The 15,025-nt window shown below is 62.2% G+C and carries 13 protein-coding genes; 6 read left to right on the forward strand and 7 right to left on the reverse strand.

Annotated elements, in window-relative coordinates; genetic code table 11:
• The first annotated feature begins 589 nt into the window (after positions 1–589).
• The gene (locus ALTAJ2_RS03085; protein ID WP_007110737.1) at positions 590–1,330 is read left to right on the forward strand and encodes a glutamate/valine-rich protein; all 741 of its coding nucleotides are present in this window, start codon (positions 590–592) and stop codon (positions 1,328–1,330) included.
• Positions 1,331–1,384: 54 nt separating this feature from the next.
• On the opposite strand, the gene ALTAJ2_RS03090 is transcribed toward ALTAJ2_RS03085, so the two are convergent.
• Entirely contained in the window at positions 1,385–2,008 is a 624-nt protein-coding gene (locus tag ALTAJ2_RS03090) for a class I SAM-dependent methyltransferase (protein ID WP_007110736.1), read from the reverse strand.
• Positions 2,009–2,458: 450 nt separating this feature from the next.
• Here ALTAJ2_RS03090 and ALTAJ2_RS03095 point away from each other — a divergent pair, with 450 nt between their 5' ends.
• Positions 2,459–3,841: an FAD-dependent oxidoreductase gene (locus ALTAJ2_RS03095; protein WP_007110735.1), complete on the forward strand. Its 1,383-nt coding sequence runs from the start codon at positions 2,459–2,461 to the stop codon at positions 3,839–3,841.
• A 593-nt stretch (positions 3,842–4,434) separates the two neighbouring features.
• On the opposite strand, the gene ALTAJ2_RS03100 is transcribed toward ALTAJ2_RS03095, so the two are convergent.
• From ALTAJ2_RS03100 to ALTAJ2_RS03115, 4 genes are all read right to left on the reverse strand, one after another.
• Positions 4,435–5,442 carry an asparaginase gene (locus tag ALTAJ2_RS03100; RefSeq protein WP_007110734.1) on the reverse strand — a complete coding sequence of 336 codons (1,008 nt, stop codon included), beginning with the start codon at positions 5,440–5,442 and terminating at the stop codon, positions 4,435–4,437.
• A gap of 118 nt (positions 5,443–5,560) precedes the next feature.
• Positions 5,561–7,330: a Na+/H+ antiporter NhaC family protein gene (locus tag ALTAJ2_RS03105; RefSeq protein ID WP_193365021.1), complete on the reverse strand. Its 1,770-nt coding sequence runs from the start codon at positions 7,328–7,330 to the stop codon at positions 5,561–5,563.
• Positions 7,331–7,510: 180 nt separating this feature from the next.
• Positions 7,511–8,278, reverse strand: coding sequence for an IclR family transcriptional regulator (locus tag ALTAJ2_RS03110; protein ID WP_007110732.1), 768 nt, complete (start codon positions 8,276–8,278; stop codon positions 7,511–7,513).
• A gap of 1,058 nt (positions 8,279–9,336) precedes the next feature.
• On the reverse strand, positions 9,337–9,798 hold the full coding sequence (locus tag ALTAJ2_RS03115; protein WP_007110731.1) for a pyridoxamine 5'-phosphate oxidase family protein: 462 nt from the start codon (positions 9,796–9,798) through the stop codon (positions 9,337–9,339).
• Positions 9,799–10,005: 207 nt separating this feature from the next.
• On the opposite strand from ALTAJ2_RS03115, the gene ALTAJ2_RS03120 reads away from it, so the two are divergent.
• The 4 genes from ALTAJ2_RS03120 to ALTAJ2_RS03135 all read left to right on the forward strand — a co-directional run bounded on the left by ALTAJ2_RS03120 (position 10,006) and on the right by ALTAJ2_RS03135 (position 13,493).
• Positions 10,006–10,671 (forward strand): AIM24 family protein, encoded by a 666-nt coding sequence (locus ALTAJ2_RS03120; protein ID WP_007110730.1) that lies wholly within the window; start codon positions 10,006–10,008, stop codon positions 10,669–10,671.
• Positions 10,672–10,740: 69 nt separating this feature from the next.
• Positions 10,741–12,126, forward strand: coding sequence for a sodium/calcium exchanger membrane region (locus ALTAJ2_RS03125; protein WP_007110729.1), 1,386 nt, complete (start codon positions 10,741–10,743; stop codon positions 12,124–12,126).
• 49 nt (positions 12,127–12,175) lie between these two features.
• Positions 12,176–12,916 carry a hypothetical protein gene (locus tag ALTAJ2_RS03130; RefSeq protein ID WP_007110728.1) on the forward strand — a complete coding sequence of 247 codons (741 nt, stop codon included), beginning with the start codon at positions 12,176–12,178 and terminating at the stop codon, positions 12,914–12,916.
• Between the two features lie 70 nt (positions 12,917–12,986).
• The gene (locus ALTAJ2_RS03135) at positions 12,987–13,493 is read left to right on the forward strand and encodes a DUF2391 family protein (RefSeq protein WP_007110727.1); all 507 of its coding nucleotides are present in this window, start codon (positions 12,987–12,989) and stop codon (positions 13,491–13,493) included.
• Positions 13,494–13,574: 81 nt separating this feature from the next.
• On the opposite strand, the gene ALTAJ2_RS03140 is transcribed toward ALTAJ2_RS03135, so the two are convergent.
• Positions 13,575–14,417, reverse strand: coding sequence for a GNAT family N-acetyltransferase (locus tag ALTAJ2_RS03140; protein WP_007110726.1), 843 nt, complete (start codon positions 14,415–14,417; stop codon positions 13,575–13,577).
• A 146-nt stretch (positions 14,418–14,563) separates the two neighbouring features.
• Positions 14,564–14,986: a universal stress protein gene (locus ALTAJ2_RS03145; RefSeq protein WP_007110725.1), complete on the reverse strand. Its 423-nt coding sequence runs from the start codon at positions 14,984–14,986 to the stop codon at positions 14,564–14,566.
• Positions 14,987–15,025 lie beyond the last annotated feature (39 nt).

The following is a 15,025-nucleotide window of genomic DNA, read 5'->3' on the forward strand; positions in this document are numbered from 1 at the left end:
TTTGTGTACGATAACGCACCACGTGCTCGACGGACGATTTCAGAGCGTTTCGTCCGTGTCGTCGCTGTGGCTGAGAACTGAATAGATATCTGATCTCTTCGAGTCGGCCTAACTACGGTACCACTGACCGTCACGACACACTTGATCATAGCTGTCCGAGCAGTGTCAAGGTCGTTTCGGTTGTTACTAGAGACACTGTCTCTCGTCTAAGAGCATCAGTTCCAGTAACGAAGCCCAAACGAACGACCGTGCTTTCAACCCGTGCATTCGAGCCAGCGGGCGCTGTAGTCGAAACTGTTGCTGGCGCGGATGAGTTAACTTCGATCAGTGAGACCGGCCGGTTCGACGGCGCGCAGTCCGTACCACCACTTGCGGTCGGCGTCGGTCTCGGGGGTTCCGACCCGGACTCTTGTCGGCGGCCGAGCACCCGATCCGATGAAAGCCCGGCGTCACCGGTGGCGGTGATCGTCACTCCGAGTGGCAGTCGGCGAGCGCGGACTCGAGTAGACGGGTATTTTCCGATGGGTCCCTTCTAGGCGGTCATGCACTCGGAAACGGAGGATGCTAGTTTGCTCGAGAGGCCCGCCCGATGAACCCGACTCGCGTCGACTTTGCGGTCGACCTCGCCTACGGGATCATGATCTTCGCTGCGGTCGCGCTTATCGTTGCAGCGGGGACCGGAATCGGCATCGCGTTCGGACTCGGCGTGTTGGCCTCCTACGTCATCCACGTCGCGTGGAAGATGGCCCGGTTCGATCCCGATTGGATGACCACCGAAGTCGCCGAACGCGTCGAAGAGACGGTTAGCGACACGGTTAGCAAGGAAGTCGAAGAAACCGTCAGCGATACAGTGGGCAAAGAAGTCGAGGAAACGGTTAGCGATACAGTGAGTAAAGAGGTCGAAGAAACCGTCAGCGGTACGGTTAGCAAAGAAGTCGAGGAAACGGTTAGCGATACAGTGAGTAAAGAGGTCGAAGAAACCGTCAGCGACACGGTCAGCAAAGAGGTCGAGGAGACGGTTAGCGATACAGTGAGCAAAGAAGTCGAAGAAACCGTCAGCGATACGGTCAGCAAAGAGGTCGACGACGTAGCCGAACGAGTCGGGGAGACGGTCAGCGAGGACGTGACCAAGACGGTCGAAGAAACCGTTACTGACACGGTCAGCAAGGAGGTCGAGGAAACCGTCAGCGATACCGTCAGTGAGGAAGTCGAGAAGACCGTCAGCGAGGCAGTCGACGGCTCGACCGACGGCGAATCGGCCGAGACGGATGCTGATTCGGACCGCGACGGACGAGCGGAATCGCGTCCCTCGAGTTCGGAAGCAGAGTAATCAGTTCGGGTCGGACTCGGGCCAACGGCGGCCGCGAGACGCACAGCGGACGGCCTAGTCCCGTGACCGCCGGAACGCGCGGACGGTATCCCGTGTCCCCGACTCGGCGTCGACCTCGCGGAGCCCTAACTCGGTAAACACGCGGTTCCAATTGCGGTGGTACAGCGGGAAGTCGTCGTTGACGTAGCTCACGTCCGGCTCGGCCGACTGCGACTGATCGCTCTCGCCTTCGTTCTCGACGGTAACGAGAAGGTCGGCGGTGATCCGAGTCAGTTCTTCGAGGACCCACTCGGCGTCGGGGTGGAGGTGCTGGAGCGTTTCCACGGAGTAGACGGCGTCGAAGCGGTCGTCCGCGAAATCGCCGACGACGGCTTCGATCGTGTCGTGATAAAACGTCCCATCGGCAGCGAGGTCGGGGTAGGTCTCCGCCATCACGTCGAACGCGTCGTCGTTGACGTCGATTCCGTGCAGGTCTTCGAAGCCGTGATCGTGGAGGTGTGCGAGGTGACGGCCCGAACTACAGCCGAGTTCGAGGACGGCCGCGTCTCGGCCGACGAACCGCTCGAGTCGACTGCGGACCGCCTCGCTGCGCTTGTCGGGGCCGTAGTGGGCGTAATATTCCGGTGAGTACGCACCGGTCCGCTCTGCCCATTGGCGACGGACCTCGTTAGAATTCACGTGCGGTATTCACGGTGCGCACCTAAAGGCTAGTCGACTCCACCCGCAGTGTCTCGGCCCATTATACAACTCTAATAGCGTTTATATCTGTTTCAGCGGGATCCCACCGAGAGATCACAGTTTCCAAAGGGGTTTTCGCTCTCCGACTCGAGCCGAATGCGCTTCCCAGTACGTCGAATGTCGAAATCGATCGCCCGGTGACGAGGCAGGAATCGGGGCGTGAGACGGATCCGAGAGCGGAAACGACGAGGTGGTGACGAGTCCCAAAGGAGCAATACAAGTACGAACAGCCGTGATGTCGGCAGCGAATCGCTTGTCGATGAAGGTCACCCACTCGCGAGCCTGCAGTCGTCGATAGGGTATTCGTCGAACGTCGACAGATCGATCGAAAAAATATGAGTTATAGGTCTGGAGTCGAGCGGTTGATATACCGGCCCACACGATCCAATAATGTCTGGTAAATACGACTTAGTAATCGTCGGCGGCGGTATCAGTGGTGCGTCGCTTCTGTACACGACCGCAAAGTTCACTGATATCGATTCGATCGCCCTGATCGAGAAGGAATCCGAGATCGCAGCGATCAACTCCCACCACACGAACAACTCTCAGACCCTCCACTTCGGGGACATCGAGACCAACTACACGCTCGAGAAGGCCGAAGAGGTCAAAGAGGGAGCGGAACTCCTCGCCGGATATCTGGAGAACCACGACCCCGACCGGGAGATGCACGCCAAGCGCAGCAAGATGGTGCTGGGGGTCGGTGAGGAGGAAGTCGCGGAACTCGAGGAACGCTACGAGGACGAGGGCTTCGGCGACCTCTTCCCGAAACTCCGGCCGATCGACCGCGAGGAGATCGGCGAACTCGAACCGAAAGTCGTCGAGGGCCGCGATCCCTCGAAGGAGATGCTCGCACTCCAGACGCCGGACGGCTACGTCGTCGACTACGGCGAGACGACGAAATCGTTCGTCGAGGAGGCGAACGCCGAGGCGAACGTCGACGTCTTCACCGGAACGGCAGTCGAGGACATCACGCCGACGCTCGACGGCTACACGATCGCAACGACCGACGGCCGCTTCGATTGTGACGCGACCGTCGTCGCCGCTGGCTCCCACAGCCTCCAGATGGCCAAGGAACTCGGCTACGGCCAGGACAAGGTCTTGCTCCCCATCGCAGGGAGTTTCTTCCTCGCGGACGACCTCCTGAACGGCAAGGTCTACACCCTCCAGATGAAGAAACTGCCCTTCGCGGCCGTCCACGGCGACGCGGACGTCCACGACGGCAGTATTACGCGATTCGGACCGACCGCGAAACTCGTTCCGACGCTCGAGCGCGGCCGCATCTCGACCGTAAAGGACTTCCTCGACGTCTTCGGACTGAACGCGGCGGCGTTCCTCAGTTACGCCAACATCCTCTCCGATCGCATCCTCCTGCCGTACGTGCTTCGGAACCTCGTCTACGATCTCCCGAACGTCGGCCGGAAGCAGTTCCTGCCCCACGTCCAGAAGGTCGTCCCGAGCGTCGAACTCGAGGACATCGAACGCGCGAAGGGGTACGGCGGCGTCCGACCGCAGATCGTCGACACCAAGAACAAGTCCCTGGACATGGGCGAGGCCAAGATCGTCGGCGACGACGTCATCTTCAACATCACGCCGTCGCCGGGTGCCTCGACGTGTCTCAAGAACGCCATGCGCGACACGCACACGCTGCTCGAGTTCCTCGACGGCGAGTACGAGTTCGACGAGGAGGCGTTCCGATCGGCGACGATCGACAACTTCCCGCGTGCCGGCGATTCCGACGGGCCGAAAGCGGTCAAACCCAGCGCGGACGACTGAGCGGTCGGACGACGACAGTGCCGTTCGGCCGTCCGTCTCGTGTCGGGACAGGACGCGACGTTGGAACGAGATCCGGTCAGTGTCTTACTGTCCCGTCGTGACGCCGCGTCCGGCAATTATCTCCTGAATGAGGGTATGCCGTTCCACGTACGATAGTATAGTTCTATCCGAACAATATTGGTGGCGTCCAAAAGCTAATTATTGTGCGTCTCTATGGCTAACTATTCCCGTATTATGTTCATTATCGGCTCTCTGAAAGACGTTTTGAAGAAACAATACGAATTTATTCTGAATGTTGTTTTGTGTTCTCCCTCCTACGAGATCCTACTAACGACCTCCATACGGGGTTGATATCGACACTCCTCGAGAGTCAAGTCGAACCAGAATTTACACAATTGCACTATATATGGAGTAGTGTCTGAACTGCTAACTTCTCCATAGTAGGACACGGAGAGACGGTGACCGCTCCGCCAGTGGCCGTTGCCCTGTGCTCTCACTGCGATCCGGGATGGGAGTTCGACGTCGTTCGCTTCGTGATCTCGCCCGTTTCGCTGGTCGGTCTCGCACGGTTCTCGAGGTCGGCCCCCGTTTTCTTACGGATCACTGTCCGCCGTCACGTATCCGTAGCTGTCGCGCTGCCCGGACCCGAACAGGGCTCGCACGTCGTCGATGTCACCGCGTGCCGACAGTGCCACGAGGAGTTTGATTCGGGCTTTGTGAGCGGGGAGGTCCGATCCGAACACGACCCCGGCCTCCTCGAGGGCCTTGGCTCCGCCGTCGGAGCCGTACACGGGGGACACGACCCCATCACGACACCGGGTCGTGACGACGACGACGACATCGTCGTCGATCGCGGACTCGATAGCGGACGCCACGTCGGTAGGAACGTTTCCGAGCCCGAGCGCGTCGACGACGAGCCCGTCGACGCCGCGGTCGACGGCGTGCCGGATCGCGCTTCCATCGGTGTCCGTCGATGTCGTCACTACCTCCACGGTAGCGGTTATCGTCCGGGCCGGGATCGTTGCCGAGAGGCTCTCCGGCCGACGGTAGAACCAGAACCCCTCGGGTGTCCGTTCGGCGACGAGTCCGTAGTCCCCCGAATCGTAGGCATCGAGATTGCTACTGTGTCGTTTCGTCACGGCTCGCGCGGCGTGCAGCTGCTCGTTGAACAAGACGTAGACGCCGTCTTGAACGTGGTCGTGGGCCGCCGCATCCAGCGCCCCACGTACGTTCGCCGGGCCGTCGGGACTGATCTCGTCGTGGGTTCGTTGTGCCCCGGTCAGAACCACGGGTACGTCCACGTCGAGCACGAGATCGAGATAGTAGGCCGTTTCTTCGATCGTGTCCGTCCCGTGAAACACAACGACGCCGTCCACGTCGGCTGCGGCGGCTCGAATCCGATCTCCGATCGCCTCGAGGTCGTCGGTGGTGAGCTCGGAACTCGGAAGCTGCGTGAGCTGTTCCAATCGCACGTCGACACGATCGAAAACGCCGGAATAGGCAGCGGCCAATTCCTGTACCGATTCGGTCGGAACGGCACCCGCTCCGGTCGAGGTACTCGCGATCGTCCCTCCAGTCGCGACGACGTGTACGGATCGCATACCCGGTACTGATAGACAGGATACGTATACCGATTATGATTAGCCATCCCTCGCCACGAAGAGAGAGCGGCCGAGACGCGCCGCCTTCCGATGGCCCGAAACCGGATACGACGACCGGTTAGAGCCCGAAAGTAACGAACGCGAAGACGAAGCAGAGATAGATGATAACGATCCCGACCGCCGCGAGGGGGATCGACGTGAGGAGGTCGTACTGACCGTTTACGCGCGCCCCGTCGGATCTGGTTCCGTTCTCGAGCGCGTCGGTGTCGATCTCCCCGTTGTCGATGGCGTCGGCTGTCGGCATGACCTCCGGCAGGTTCTTGCGCCGAGCATCGAACTTGTTCAAGACGACGACGGCGGCCGCGGTGAGTACGACCGATAACGGGAGCAGGACCATCGCCGAGGTGATGCCGACCGCGTACAGGAGCAACACCAGAACGGTGACGCCGGCCGCGGTCATCGCGAACGGGATCTGCGTCCGCACGTGATCGATGTGGTCCGACCCGGCGAAGATCGAGGACATGACCGTGGTGTCGCTGATCGGCGAGACGTGGTCGCCCCAGATCGCACCGCCGAACAGGACGCCCATGAGAACCGGCAGGATCGAGAGGCCGACGAGTTCGTACCCGAGTGGAATCGCAAGCGGCGTCAGGATCGCCATCGTCCCCCAGGAGGTGCCCGTCGTGAACGCGATGAACATCGCGGCGAGGAAGATGAGAAGCGGCAGGAACGACCCGGGAATACCGCTGCCGACCATCACGTCGACGATGTATTCGGCGGTCCCGACCTGTTCGGCGGCGTGTCCGATACTCCAGGCGAGAACGATGATCGCAGTCGCGATCATCATCGTTTTGAATCCGTTGATTACGGTGTCACTCGCTTCCTCGATATCCATCGTGCCGAAGCCGAGGGCACCGAGCATTCCGACGGCCATGAACGCGAACGAACCGTACAGGAGTGCGAGCGCAACGTCGGTTTCCTGAAACGCGGTCGCAACGTCGACGCCCGGCTGATGACCGCCGCCGAGCCACCACAGGGAGACGATACCGACGACCAGCAACGTCAGAATCGGGGCGAAGAAATTGAACAGCGACGGGTTCCGTTCGCTTGGCTCGCCGATGTCCGTCGAGATATCGGACAGTGGCGTCGCGTCGTCCCGAAGGGTTTTCTTCTCCTTTCGCGACCGCCATTCGGCGTCGAGCATCGGTCCGTAGAACCGCTGCGTGATCGAGATGAACCCGACCATGAAGAAGGCCAGAAAACAGTAGATGTTCCACGGGATACTCTGCAGGAAAAGCCCGAACGCGGTAATACCGACTTCCTCGGCCGTGAACCGCGCGGCTTCGAACCCGACGATGATCATCGATACCTGATATCCGATCCAGTTCGACACCGGTCCGAACGTCGTGACAGGCGACGTCGTCGAGTCCAGGACGTACGCGTGCATCTCCCGAGACGTATGGTTATTCTCGGACAGTTCACGGGTCGCGTTCCCCGTCACGATGGTACTCGTGTAGGAATCGAAAAAGATGAAGATCCCGATGAGCCACGTCAGGATCTGTGAATCGCGGGCCGTATTGACCCGGCCCCCGATCCAGTTCTGTAGCGCCAGGATGCCGCCGGATTTGTAGATGAACGCGGCACCTGCGCCCATGAACATGATCAGCACGAGGAACTTCGTATCGAACGGGGACCGAACGACTTCGACGATCCAATCCATCGAGAGCGCCGTTGCCGCGATCGGGTTCCAGTCGGCGATCATCAGTGCCCCGATCCAGACGCCGGCGAACAGCGACACGAGCACCTGTCGCGTATACATCGCGAGCGCGATCGCGAGTACTGGCGGTGCTAATGACAGCGCTGCGAACGGTAACGCTTGGTATGACATACACTTGCTAACGTGATGTAGGTCCTATTTTAACCTTTTGGATGATGGGTGCAAAAGCGTCCGTATGGATATGTGACCGAGGCTTTTCTGCGTGATGTTCAACTAGATGGACGCAGCGCACGGAAGTGTGGTGTATTCTTCCGTCATCGGAACGAAATTGTTCGCTCGCTCGGATCCCGATCAGACGAGGCCCTGTGACTCGAGTGCCGCCTCGAACTCGGGAACGACCCGGTGGAGGATGTCGGGGAACTCCTGGTGGAGATCGGTGTCTTCGATCCTGTAGGCAGGACCGGAGACGGTGAATCCGCCGATGACGGTTCCGGACGGGGCCTCGGCGAGGCAGCCGGCAACGCGTTTCCCGCGGATCGATTCCTGGTCGTTGACCGCGTAGCCGCGCTCTCGAACCCGGGCCAGTTCGTCGTCGAGGTCGCCTCGAGACGTAATGCTTTGCTCGGTGATCTGCGGAAGCCCCCACCGATCGACGATTCGGTCGATGCGGGACGCGGGCAAGCGGGCGAGTATCGACTTGCCGATCGCCGTGGTGTGCATGTACTCGTAGTTGTTCAGTCGCGAACTCGGGTTCGCCGAACTCCCGACGGAGTCGAACAACGTCACGATGCGACCGTTTTCCTCGATCCCGAAGTCGGATTCTTCGTTCGACCGGTCCGCGAGTTCGATGACGTACTGCCCGGCCAGTTCGTAGACCTTGCTGCGGTTCCGGACGTACATTCCGAGATGGTAGAGCCGAGCCCCGAGTTGATACTCGTCGCCGCTGGAAACGACGTAGCCGTGCTTCGAGAGCGTAAACAGGTGTTTGTAGACGGCGCTTTCGGACAGGTCGAGCGACGCCGCAAGCGCCGCCGGTGTCGCACCGTCCAATTCGCGGATGGTTTCGATAACCGCTAACGACGTGTCGGTCGTCGTCAGCAACTGACTCTCGTCGGGCATTGGCAAGCCGTTGTCACCGATGTACATAAATCCACGTATGATGGAATCAAGGGCAGTCGGGACCAACTCGAGTCAGTGGTCAGTCGCTGGTGAGGGTCCGTTCCGACGTGACAGTATCTGCCCACCAGTTGCGACGGGCACGGCCGATTCTACTGGATATAGAATTCATAGTTGCTACCTCGAACGATACGGAGAGAGGGACCCGGCATCCTACTCGACCGCTTCGAGACGGGGCAGCCACGGCTCCTAACCGCGATTCCGGGATTCGGTACCCGCCATTAGTTACAATACTATGGATGTAACGCTCCCGGGAGCCGACGGCGGTTTCACGACCGACTGCACTGTCGAAAGAGACGTTCCACAGTGCGTAGAACGTCTCTTCCGTGCTCCGACGATCGTTCGCTCACCGGCACCTCCGTGACCAGCAACGCCGTGAGCTGGTGTTCTGAAACACCGTGCAGATGTTCCATAACAAATCTGACTATCACTGTAGTCGTATATGTTGTACAAAACTGATGGCAATGATCGAACGAAACGCCATCGGCCCCCCTCGGACGATGGATAGATCCCGATTCGTGGCATGTTGGTCGCCGACGCTGGCTGCGGATCGACTCCCGCTCTCCGTTCCGGCTCGAGATCGTAGATCGTCGCCGAATCGCGTTGAAAACACATATTGCAGGAAAGATCGCTCGCCCGAAGACGCGTCCCCGCGACCACGGTACCGGCGTCGTGTCCGGTGTCCCGGTCCCGATCCGGCGAGTTGCATCCGACCCTCCGTGACCGTCGACCCGCAGGTCCGAACCGCTAGTAATAATGTGTAAAATACGGTATGATCGGTGACCCATATTCTTTCTTACCTTCAATACAGTGGGTACGATCGCGTCCGTACAGCGGTACGGAGACGTCGCTCGTCGGATCAGGTCAGGGCGATCGGTATCTACCACCGGGAACGAGAGCCTGCCGCAGCCGAATCGAGCGCAGTCGGTCGGTTCTAGCTTCCGCTCGAGTCGTCGACCGGACCGATCCTGTCGGACGGTGGGGCGGCAGTCCGAGCGGCCTCACTCGGTCGTCGCGTCCGTGTCGTCGCCCATCCGGTCGCTGTAGTCCCAACTGTAGATCTCTCGCGGCTCGATCCGGATCGTGACCTCCTCGCGGTCCTCGGCGAGCAACCACTCGGCCAGCGAGGAGTCCGTTCCCCCGAGGTAGCGCTCGACAAGGTCCCGCAGGACCGGCTTCCCGTCGGACTCGATTTCGGCGGTCCCGGTCCCCCTGATCCCGCGGTAGGGGATGTCGTTCGTCGAGACGTCGAACCCGATTTCCGGGTCGTTCCGGAGGAATCGCACCACGTCCGCGTTCGCCTGCGTCGCACATTCGAGTGCGCCGTCGCGATAGCGAACCCACAGGGTGACGAGCCACAGCGATCCGTCCGGCCGCCGAGTGCCGAGCCGAATCGGGACCGTCGTCTCCCGGAGAAAGGTCTCGACGTCGGCTTCGGTCCAGGCGCCGCGGAAGTCGGTCATATCGGGGACGTTCGGAACGCAGTCTGAAAAAGCTCGACCCAACAACTGCCCCGTCGCTGGATCAACGCTCGCTGTCCCTCCTCCGGAAACGACCGGCCAGCTGACGACGAGCTCGGGAACTCGAAACACGTCTACGGAAAATCGAATATGAGTAACTATTTTCCGTTCCCGTCCGACGAGGTCGGTAGAGCATCCGCTCGAGCTACCATGCACATCGACGACTTCGTCAGTACCAACGAGCCGACGGACGACGGTGAACAGTTCCAACTCGAGAACGACAAGCTACTGGATGTCGCGCTCGACGGATCGGTGATGGCGAAGGCCGGTTCGATGATCGCCTCCGACGGCGACATCTCCTTCGAGGGGAAGTCCTCCGCCGAAGGCGGCATCACCGGCTTCCTCAAGGAGGCGGCGACGGGGGAGGGAACGCCCGTCATGGAAGCCACCGGGACCGGTCACCTCTATCTCGCTGATCAGGAAAAGAAGATCCAACTCCTCGAACTCGAGGCCGGCCAGTCGGTTTCGGTCAACGGGAACGACGTGCTCGCGTTCGAGTCGAGCGTGACCTACGAGATCCGGACCGTCGAGAGCATCGCTGGTTTCTCGGCCGGCGGCATGACCAACGTCTTCCTCGAGGGGCCGGGAACCATCGCGATTACGACCCACGGCGAGCCGCTGGTCCTGCGCCCACCGGTCAGAACCGACCCCAGTGCGACCGTCGCCTGGAGCGGGACGACACCCGGCAGCCACGTCGACAGCGCGCTCTCGAACCTGATCGGACAGTCGTCCGACGAGACCTACCAACTCGAGTTTACGGGGTCGGACGGGTTCGTCGTCGTTCAGCCGTACGAGGAGGGCACGCCACAGCAGTAGCAGGCAGCATCGACATCGTACCGTCCCACGTATGCCCGTTCGACCAGTACGCGTTCCTAGACGATTTCCATGAGACGAGCACTCGGCGCGATATCGGCCGCAGTCGCACTGACGGTCCCCTGGCTCGCCATCGTGGGAGCGACCGACGGTCTCCCCTGGCTCGCGGCGGCCGCGGGACTCGAGTATCAAGCACCGGCTGCGCTCCGGACGATATCGACGCTCTGGACGGTTCTCCTGACCGGGCTCACAGTCCTCGGCGCTTCGTTTCTGCTCGCGTGGGGTGCCGAGACCGCCGAGAAGGACGTCCCGCAAGCGTTCGCGATCGCGGTCCTTGCCGTGTTAGCGGTCGCACCCGAGTACGCGGTCGACGCGCTCTACGCCTGGAACGCGGGCGTGTTCGCGGGCACCGAACGCGGGATCGAAGCCGGCAACCTGGCCGTCGCTAACATGACCGGGGCGAACCGGATTCTCATCGGCATCGGCTGGGCCGGCGTCGCGCTCTTTACCGTCTTCCGTCGCGGGTCGTCGACCGATCCCTCCGTCGAGAACCGACCGGGCTTCCTCTCGGACGTCGTGATCCTGGACCGGGAGATCGGTCTCGAGATCGTGTTCCTGCTGCTCGCGACGCTCTGGGCGTTTCTCGTCCCGCTCAACGGCGGGATCGACGTCCTCGACATGCTGTTTCTGGTCGGGCTCTACGTCTGCTACATCGCGGTGATCCTCCGGGGCGAGGTCGAACCGGAGACGGACCACGTCGGCGTTCCGGCGTACCTCCAGCGCTTTTCGAAGCCGGGCCGGATTGCCACCGTCCTCGTGCTCTTTGCCTACTCCGGTGCGATGATCTTCACCGCCGTCGAACCCTTCGCTCACGGGCTCGAGCACCTCGGCGAGAGCGCCGGCATTCCCTCCTTTTTCATGATCCAGTGGATCGCGCCGCTGGCCTCCGAAGCGCCGGAACTCATCGTCGTCGTCTACCTGGTGAACAAGGCGCGCTCGACCGCCGGCTTCAACGCCCTGATCTCCTCGAAGCTCAACCAGTGGACGCTGCTGATCGGGACGTTGGTCGTCGTCCACTCGCTCGCGCTGGGAGAGTACGGCGTGCTCGCGTTCGATTTCAAGCAGTCGGCGGAGATCTGGCTGACCGCCGCCCAGTCGTTTTTCGCCATCGCCCTCCTGATCAGGTTCGAAATCTCCGTCGGGGAGGCGGTGACGCTGCTCGGCCTGTTCCTCTCGCAGGTCCTCCTCGAGTTCGCCATCATCCGTGACATCGTCGTATTGCCGGTCTCGAGCACCGACCTCCTGCTCGTCTACACCGGGATTTACGTCGTCCTCGGGACGGCGCTGTTCGTCAGCCGCCGCCGGTCGTTCGGACGACTCCTCCGGCGAACCGCGGGGACGATCGGCGACGCGATGCCGCTGGTCGGTGCCGATCGAACCTACAGCGCCGACGACTGATTCGGTCGGACACCAACCTAGATACGCGCCAGTGGTGTAGGGGGCGTCGATGCTCCCGAACGGCCCACCGGTCTCCGACGCGGTGGCTGCTCCCGCGTTTGCGATCGCACTGGCGCTGGTCCACCTCGTCGCCGGGCGGCTGGGTGTCAGCGGCCGGATCCCCCGAAGTCGGTGGCTGTCGCTCGCCGGTGGCGTCTCGGTCGCGTACGTGTTCGTCCATCTCCTCCCCGAGGTCGGGGCGGCCGCGGCGACGCTTGCGGAACGCGGGACGCCGATGGCGTTCGCCGAGCAGTACGGCTACCTGATCGCGCTGCTGGGGTTCGTCACCTTCTACGGACTTGACCGCCACGCCCACCGAGCGAGCGCCGCTCCGGGACGCGACGATGACCGCACCGGGAGCGGAGCGTTCTGGCTCCACATCAGTTCGTTTGCGGCCTACAACGCGATCGTCGGCTATCTCCTGTGGGACCGCGAACTCGGTAGTCCCGTCCTCTTTACCGTGGCGATGGGGCTCCATTTCCTCGTCACCGACGATGGCCTCCGGGCCCATCACGGCACGGCGTACCATCGTCACGGTCGGTGGGTGCTATCGGCGGCGGTGATCGCCGGGTTCGGTAGCGGGTACGTTCTCGAGGACACCGAACTCCTCATCGCGGTGTTCGTGCCGTTCCTCTCCGGGGGGATCATCCTCAACGTGATCAAGGAGGAACTGCCGTCCGACCGCGAGAGCCGGTTCTGGGCGTTCGCCGTCGGCGCGGCGGGATATGCCGTGCTGTTGCTCCTCGTGTGACCCATCCCGTGCAGTCGTCACCCGATCGATCGAACGGGAGCGTTTTATCGCTCCGCTATGATCGTCCGCTATGAAACTTCGACGGCCCCGTCGGCCGCGTGATTTCCGGCTCGCGGACTCCGCCCAGCAGATCGTCGGCGGGTTCCTGCTCGCCGGCCCTTTCGTGGTCACCGAGGAGGTCTGGCTCCTCGCAGGAAATATGCACATCCTGCAGGCGCTGTCGATCGTCGCCATCGTCTTCGCGATCGGCTACGCGGCGCTGTACAAGGCGGACACGACCAGGGATATCGACGACGAACAGGAGGTCGCCGGCGTTCCGGTCCGCTTTATCTCGCTCATGTGCGTCACCTTCGGCTCGGTGACCGCGCTCGCGCTCCTGTTCGGTGCGCCCGAGACGTTCCTCGAGGACGCCACGACAGCTTGCAATCCCGTCTCCTTGGCTCGCGCTCCCGGACCGTTCCTCGAGAACGCCGCGGCCTCGTGTGGACTCGTGTTGACCACGTTCAAGGCAGTGACCGTCGGTTCGGTCTTCAGCGTCGTCGGCGCGGCGACGGCCGACAGCATCTTCGCGAAGTGACGGCCGTTCGGATCGGGCCGGGGACACCGCCTCGAGCGGATCGATACGACTGGACCACGATCGAGCATGGAAACGGCGAGACTAGAGGTACGAGTCGTCGTACGATTGCTCGGAGCGCTCCGCGTGAGCGTTCCCGCACTCGGCGCACTCGAGCCGTTCCATGTCGCCCATCGAGACGTCGAGCGAACCGCAGTTCGAACAGTAGAAGCCGTACTGGTCCGCGTGGTCAGCGTCCTCGTAGGTGACGAAAAACGACGCCGCGGTCCCCGACTCCGCCTCGTCGCGGGCGACGTACACCGTTTCGCCGCCGTCGGTCACCGTCAACTGGCCGTCCGTCGTCTCCGTGTTGGGGAACGCCTCGCCCGCCGCGTCCGCCTCGCGGTCCGACTCCGACGTTCTCGACTCCGTGGGCAGGTCCCCGTCGCTGTCCACGTCCGCGTCCGCGTACACGTACTTCACGAGGGACTCCTCGGCGACTTCGATGCGCCGGTCGCCGTCGTGCTCGAGGCCGAACCGGTCGACGAACCCGTGGCCCTCGGTGTTCGCCTCGAGAACGGTGACACAGACGTGGGCAGCGCCACGCTCGCGGAGGGCGTCGCTCGCGGTCTCGTACAGCGCTGTTCCGATCCCCCGACCGCGGTGTTCGGGATCGACGAACAACCAGTTCACCTCGCCCCACTCGTCCGCGAGGCGGCCTTCGACGAAGCCGGCGATGGCCGTCCCCTCGATTCCGTCGCCGGTTTCGACGACGTACAGCAGGGTGTCCTCGTCGTCGATCTTCGCGGCGATGGCGTCATCGGCGAACTGGTCGTCGGTGATGCCGTCGATCTGTTCCGGACTCAGCCTGAACGAGGTCGTCATCGAACTGTCCACGAGCGCTCGAATCCGCTCGGCCTCGTCCGCGTTCGGTTCCCGGATCTCCATACCGAATGCTCGGTGTCGATCCGGATAAGATGGCTGCCGGCGGGGACATGCGGACATCTTCGCGGCGTCTCTCCCACCGACACGGCGATCAACACGCGTCCCGAGCGCGTTCGCGGACGGCGTCGCGCTTGCGGGGCGAGCGGGGCCTACTCCCCGCCATCGCCGGTGACGACCACCGGCCGGTCGGAGCCGAGGATGATCCCCTGGGTCGTACTGCCGAAGATTGCCTTCCCGACGGGCGATCGTTTCCGGCCGCCGAGGACGATCGAATCGACATCGTAAGCCTCGGCCTCGTCGAGAATGTCGTCTTCGGTGTCGCCGCTGTCCTCGAGCACCGTTACCTCGATGCCGGCCTCCTCGAGTGATTCCTGTGCCCGGCGGACGGAGCCGATCCGCGACGCGGACTTGAACTTCTCGAACTCCTGTGGGAGTTCGTTGCTGTGACCGGTGAAGACGAACAGGAGGTAGGCTTCGACCGACTCGGCGGCGTTCGGGAGCGATTTGACGTAGTCGGCCTGGGCCAGCGCGCGGTCCTCGTTGGTGTCGACGGGTAGCAGTACGCGGTACATGGACCCGCATTTGCATGGGTGGGTAATAAAACCGACTCC

Source organism: Natrinema altunense, assembly GCF_000731985.1.
Taxonomy (GTDB): Archaea; Halobacteriota; Halobacteria; order Halobacteriales; family Natrialbaceae; genus Natrinema; species Natrinema altunense.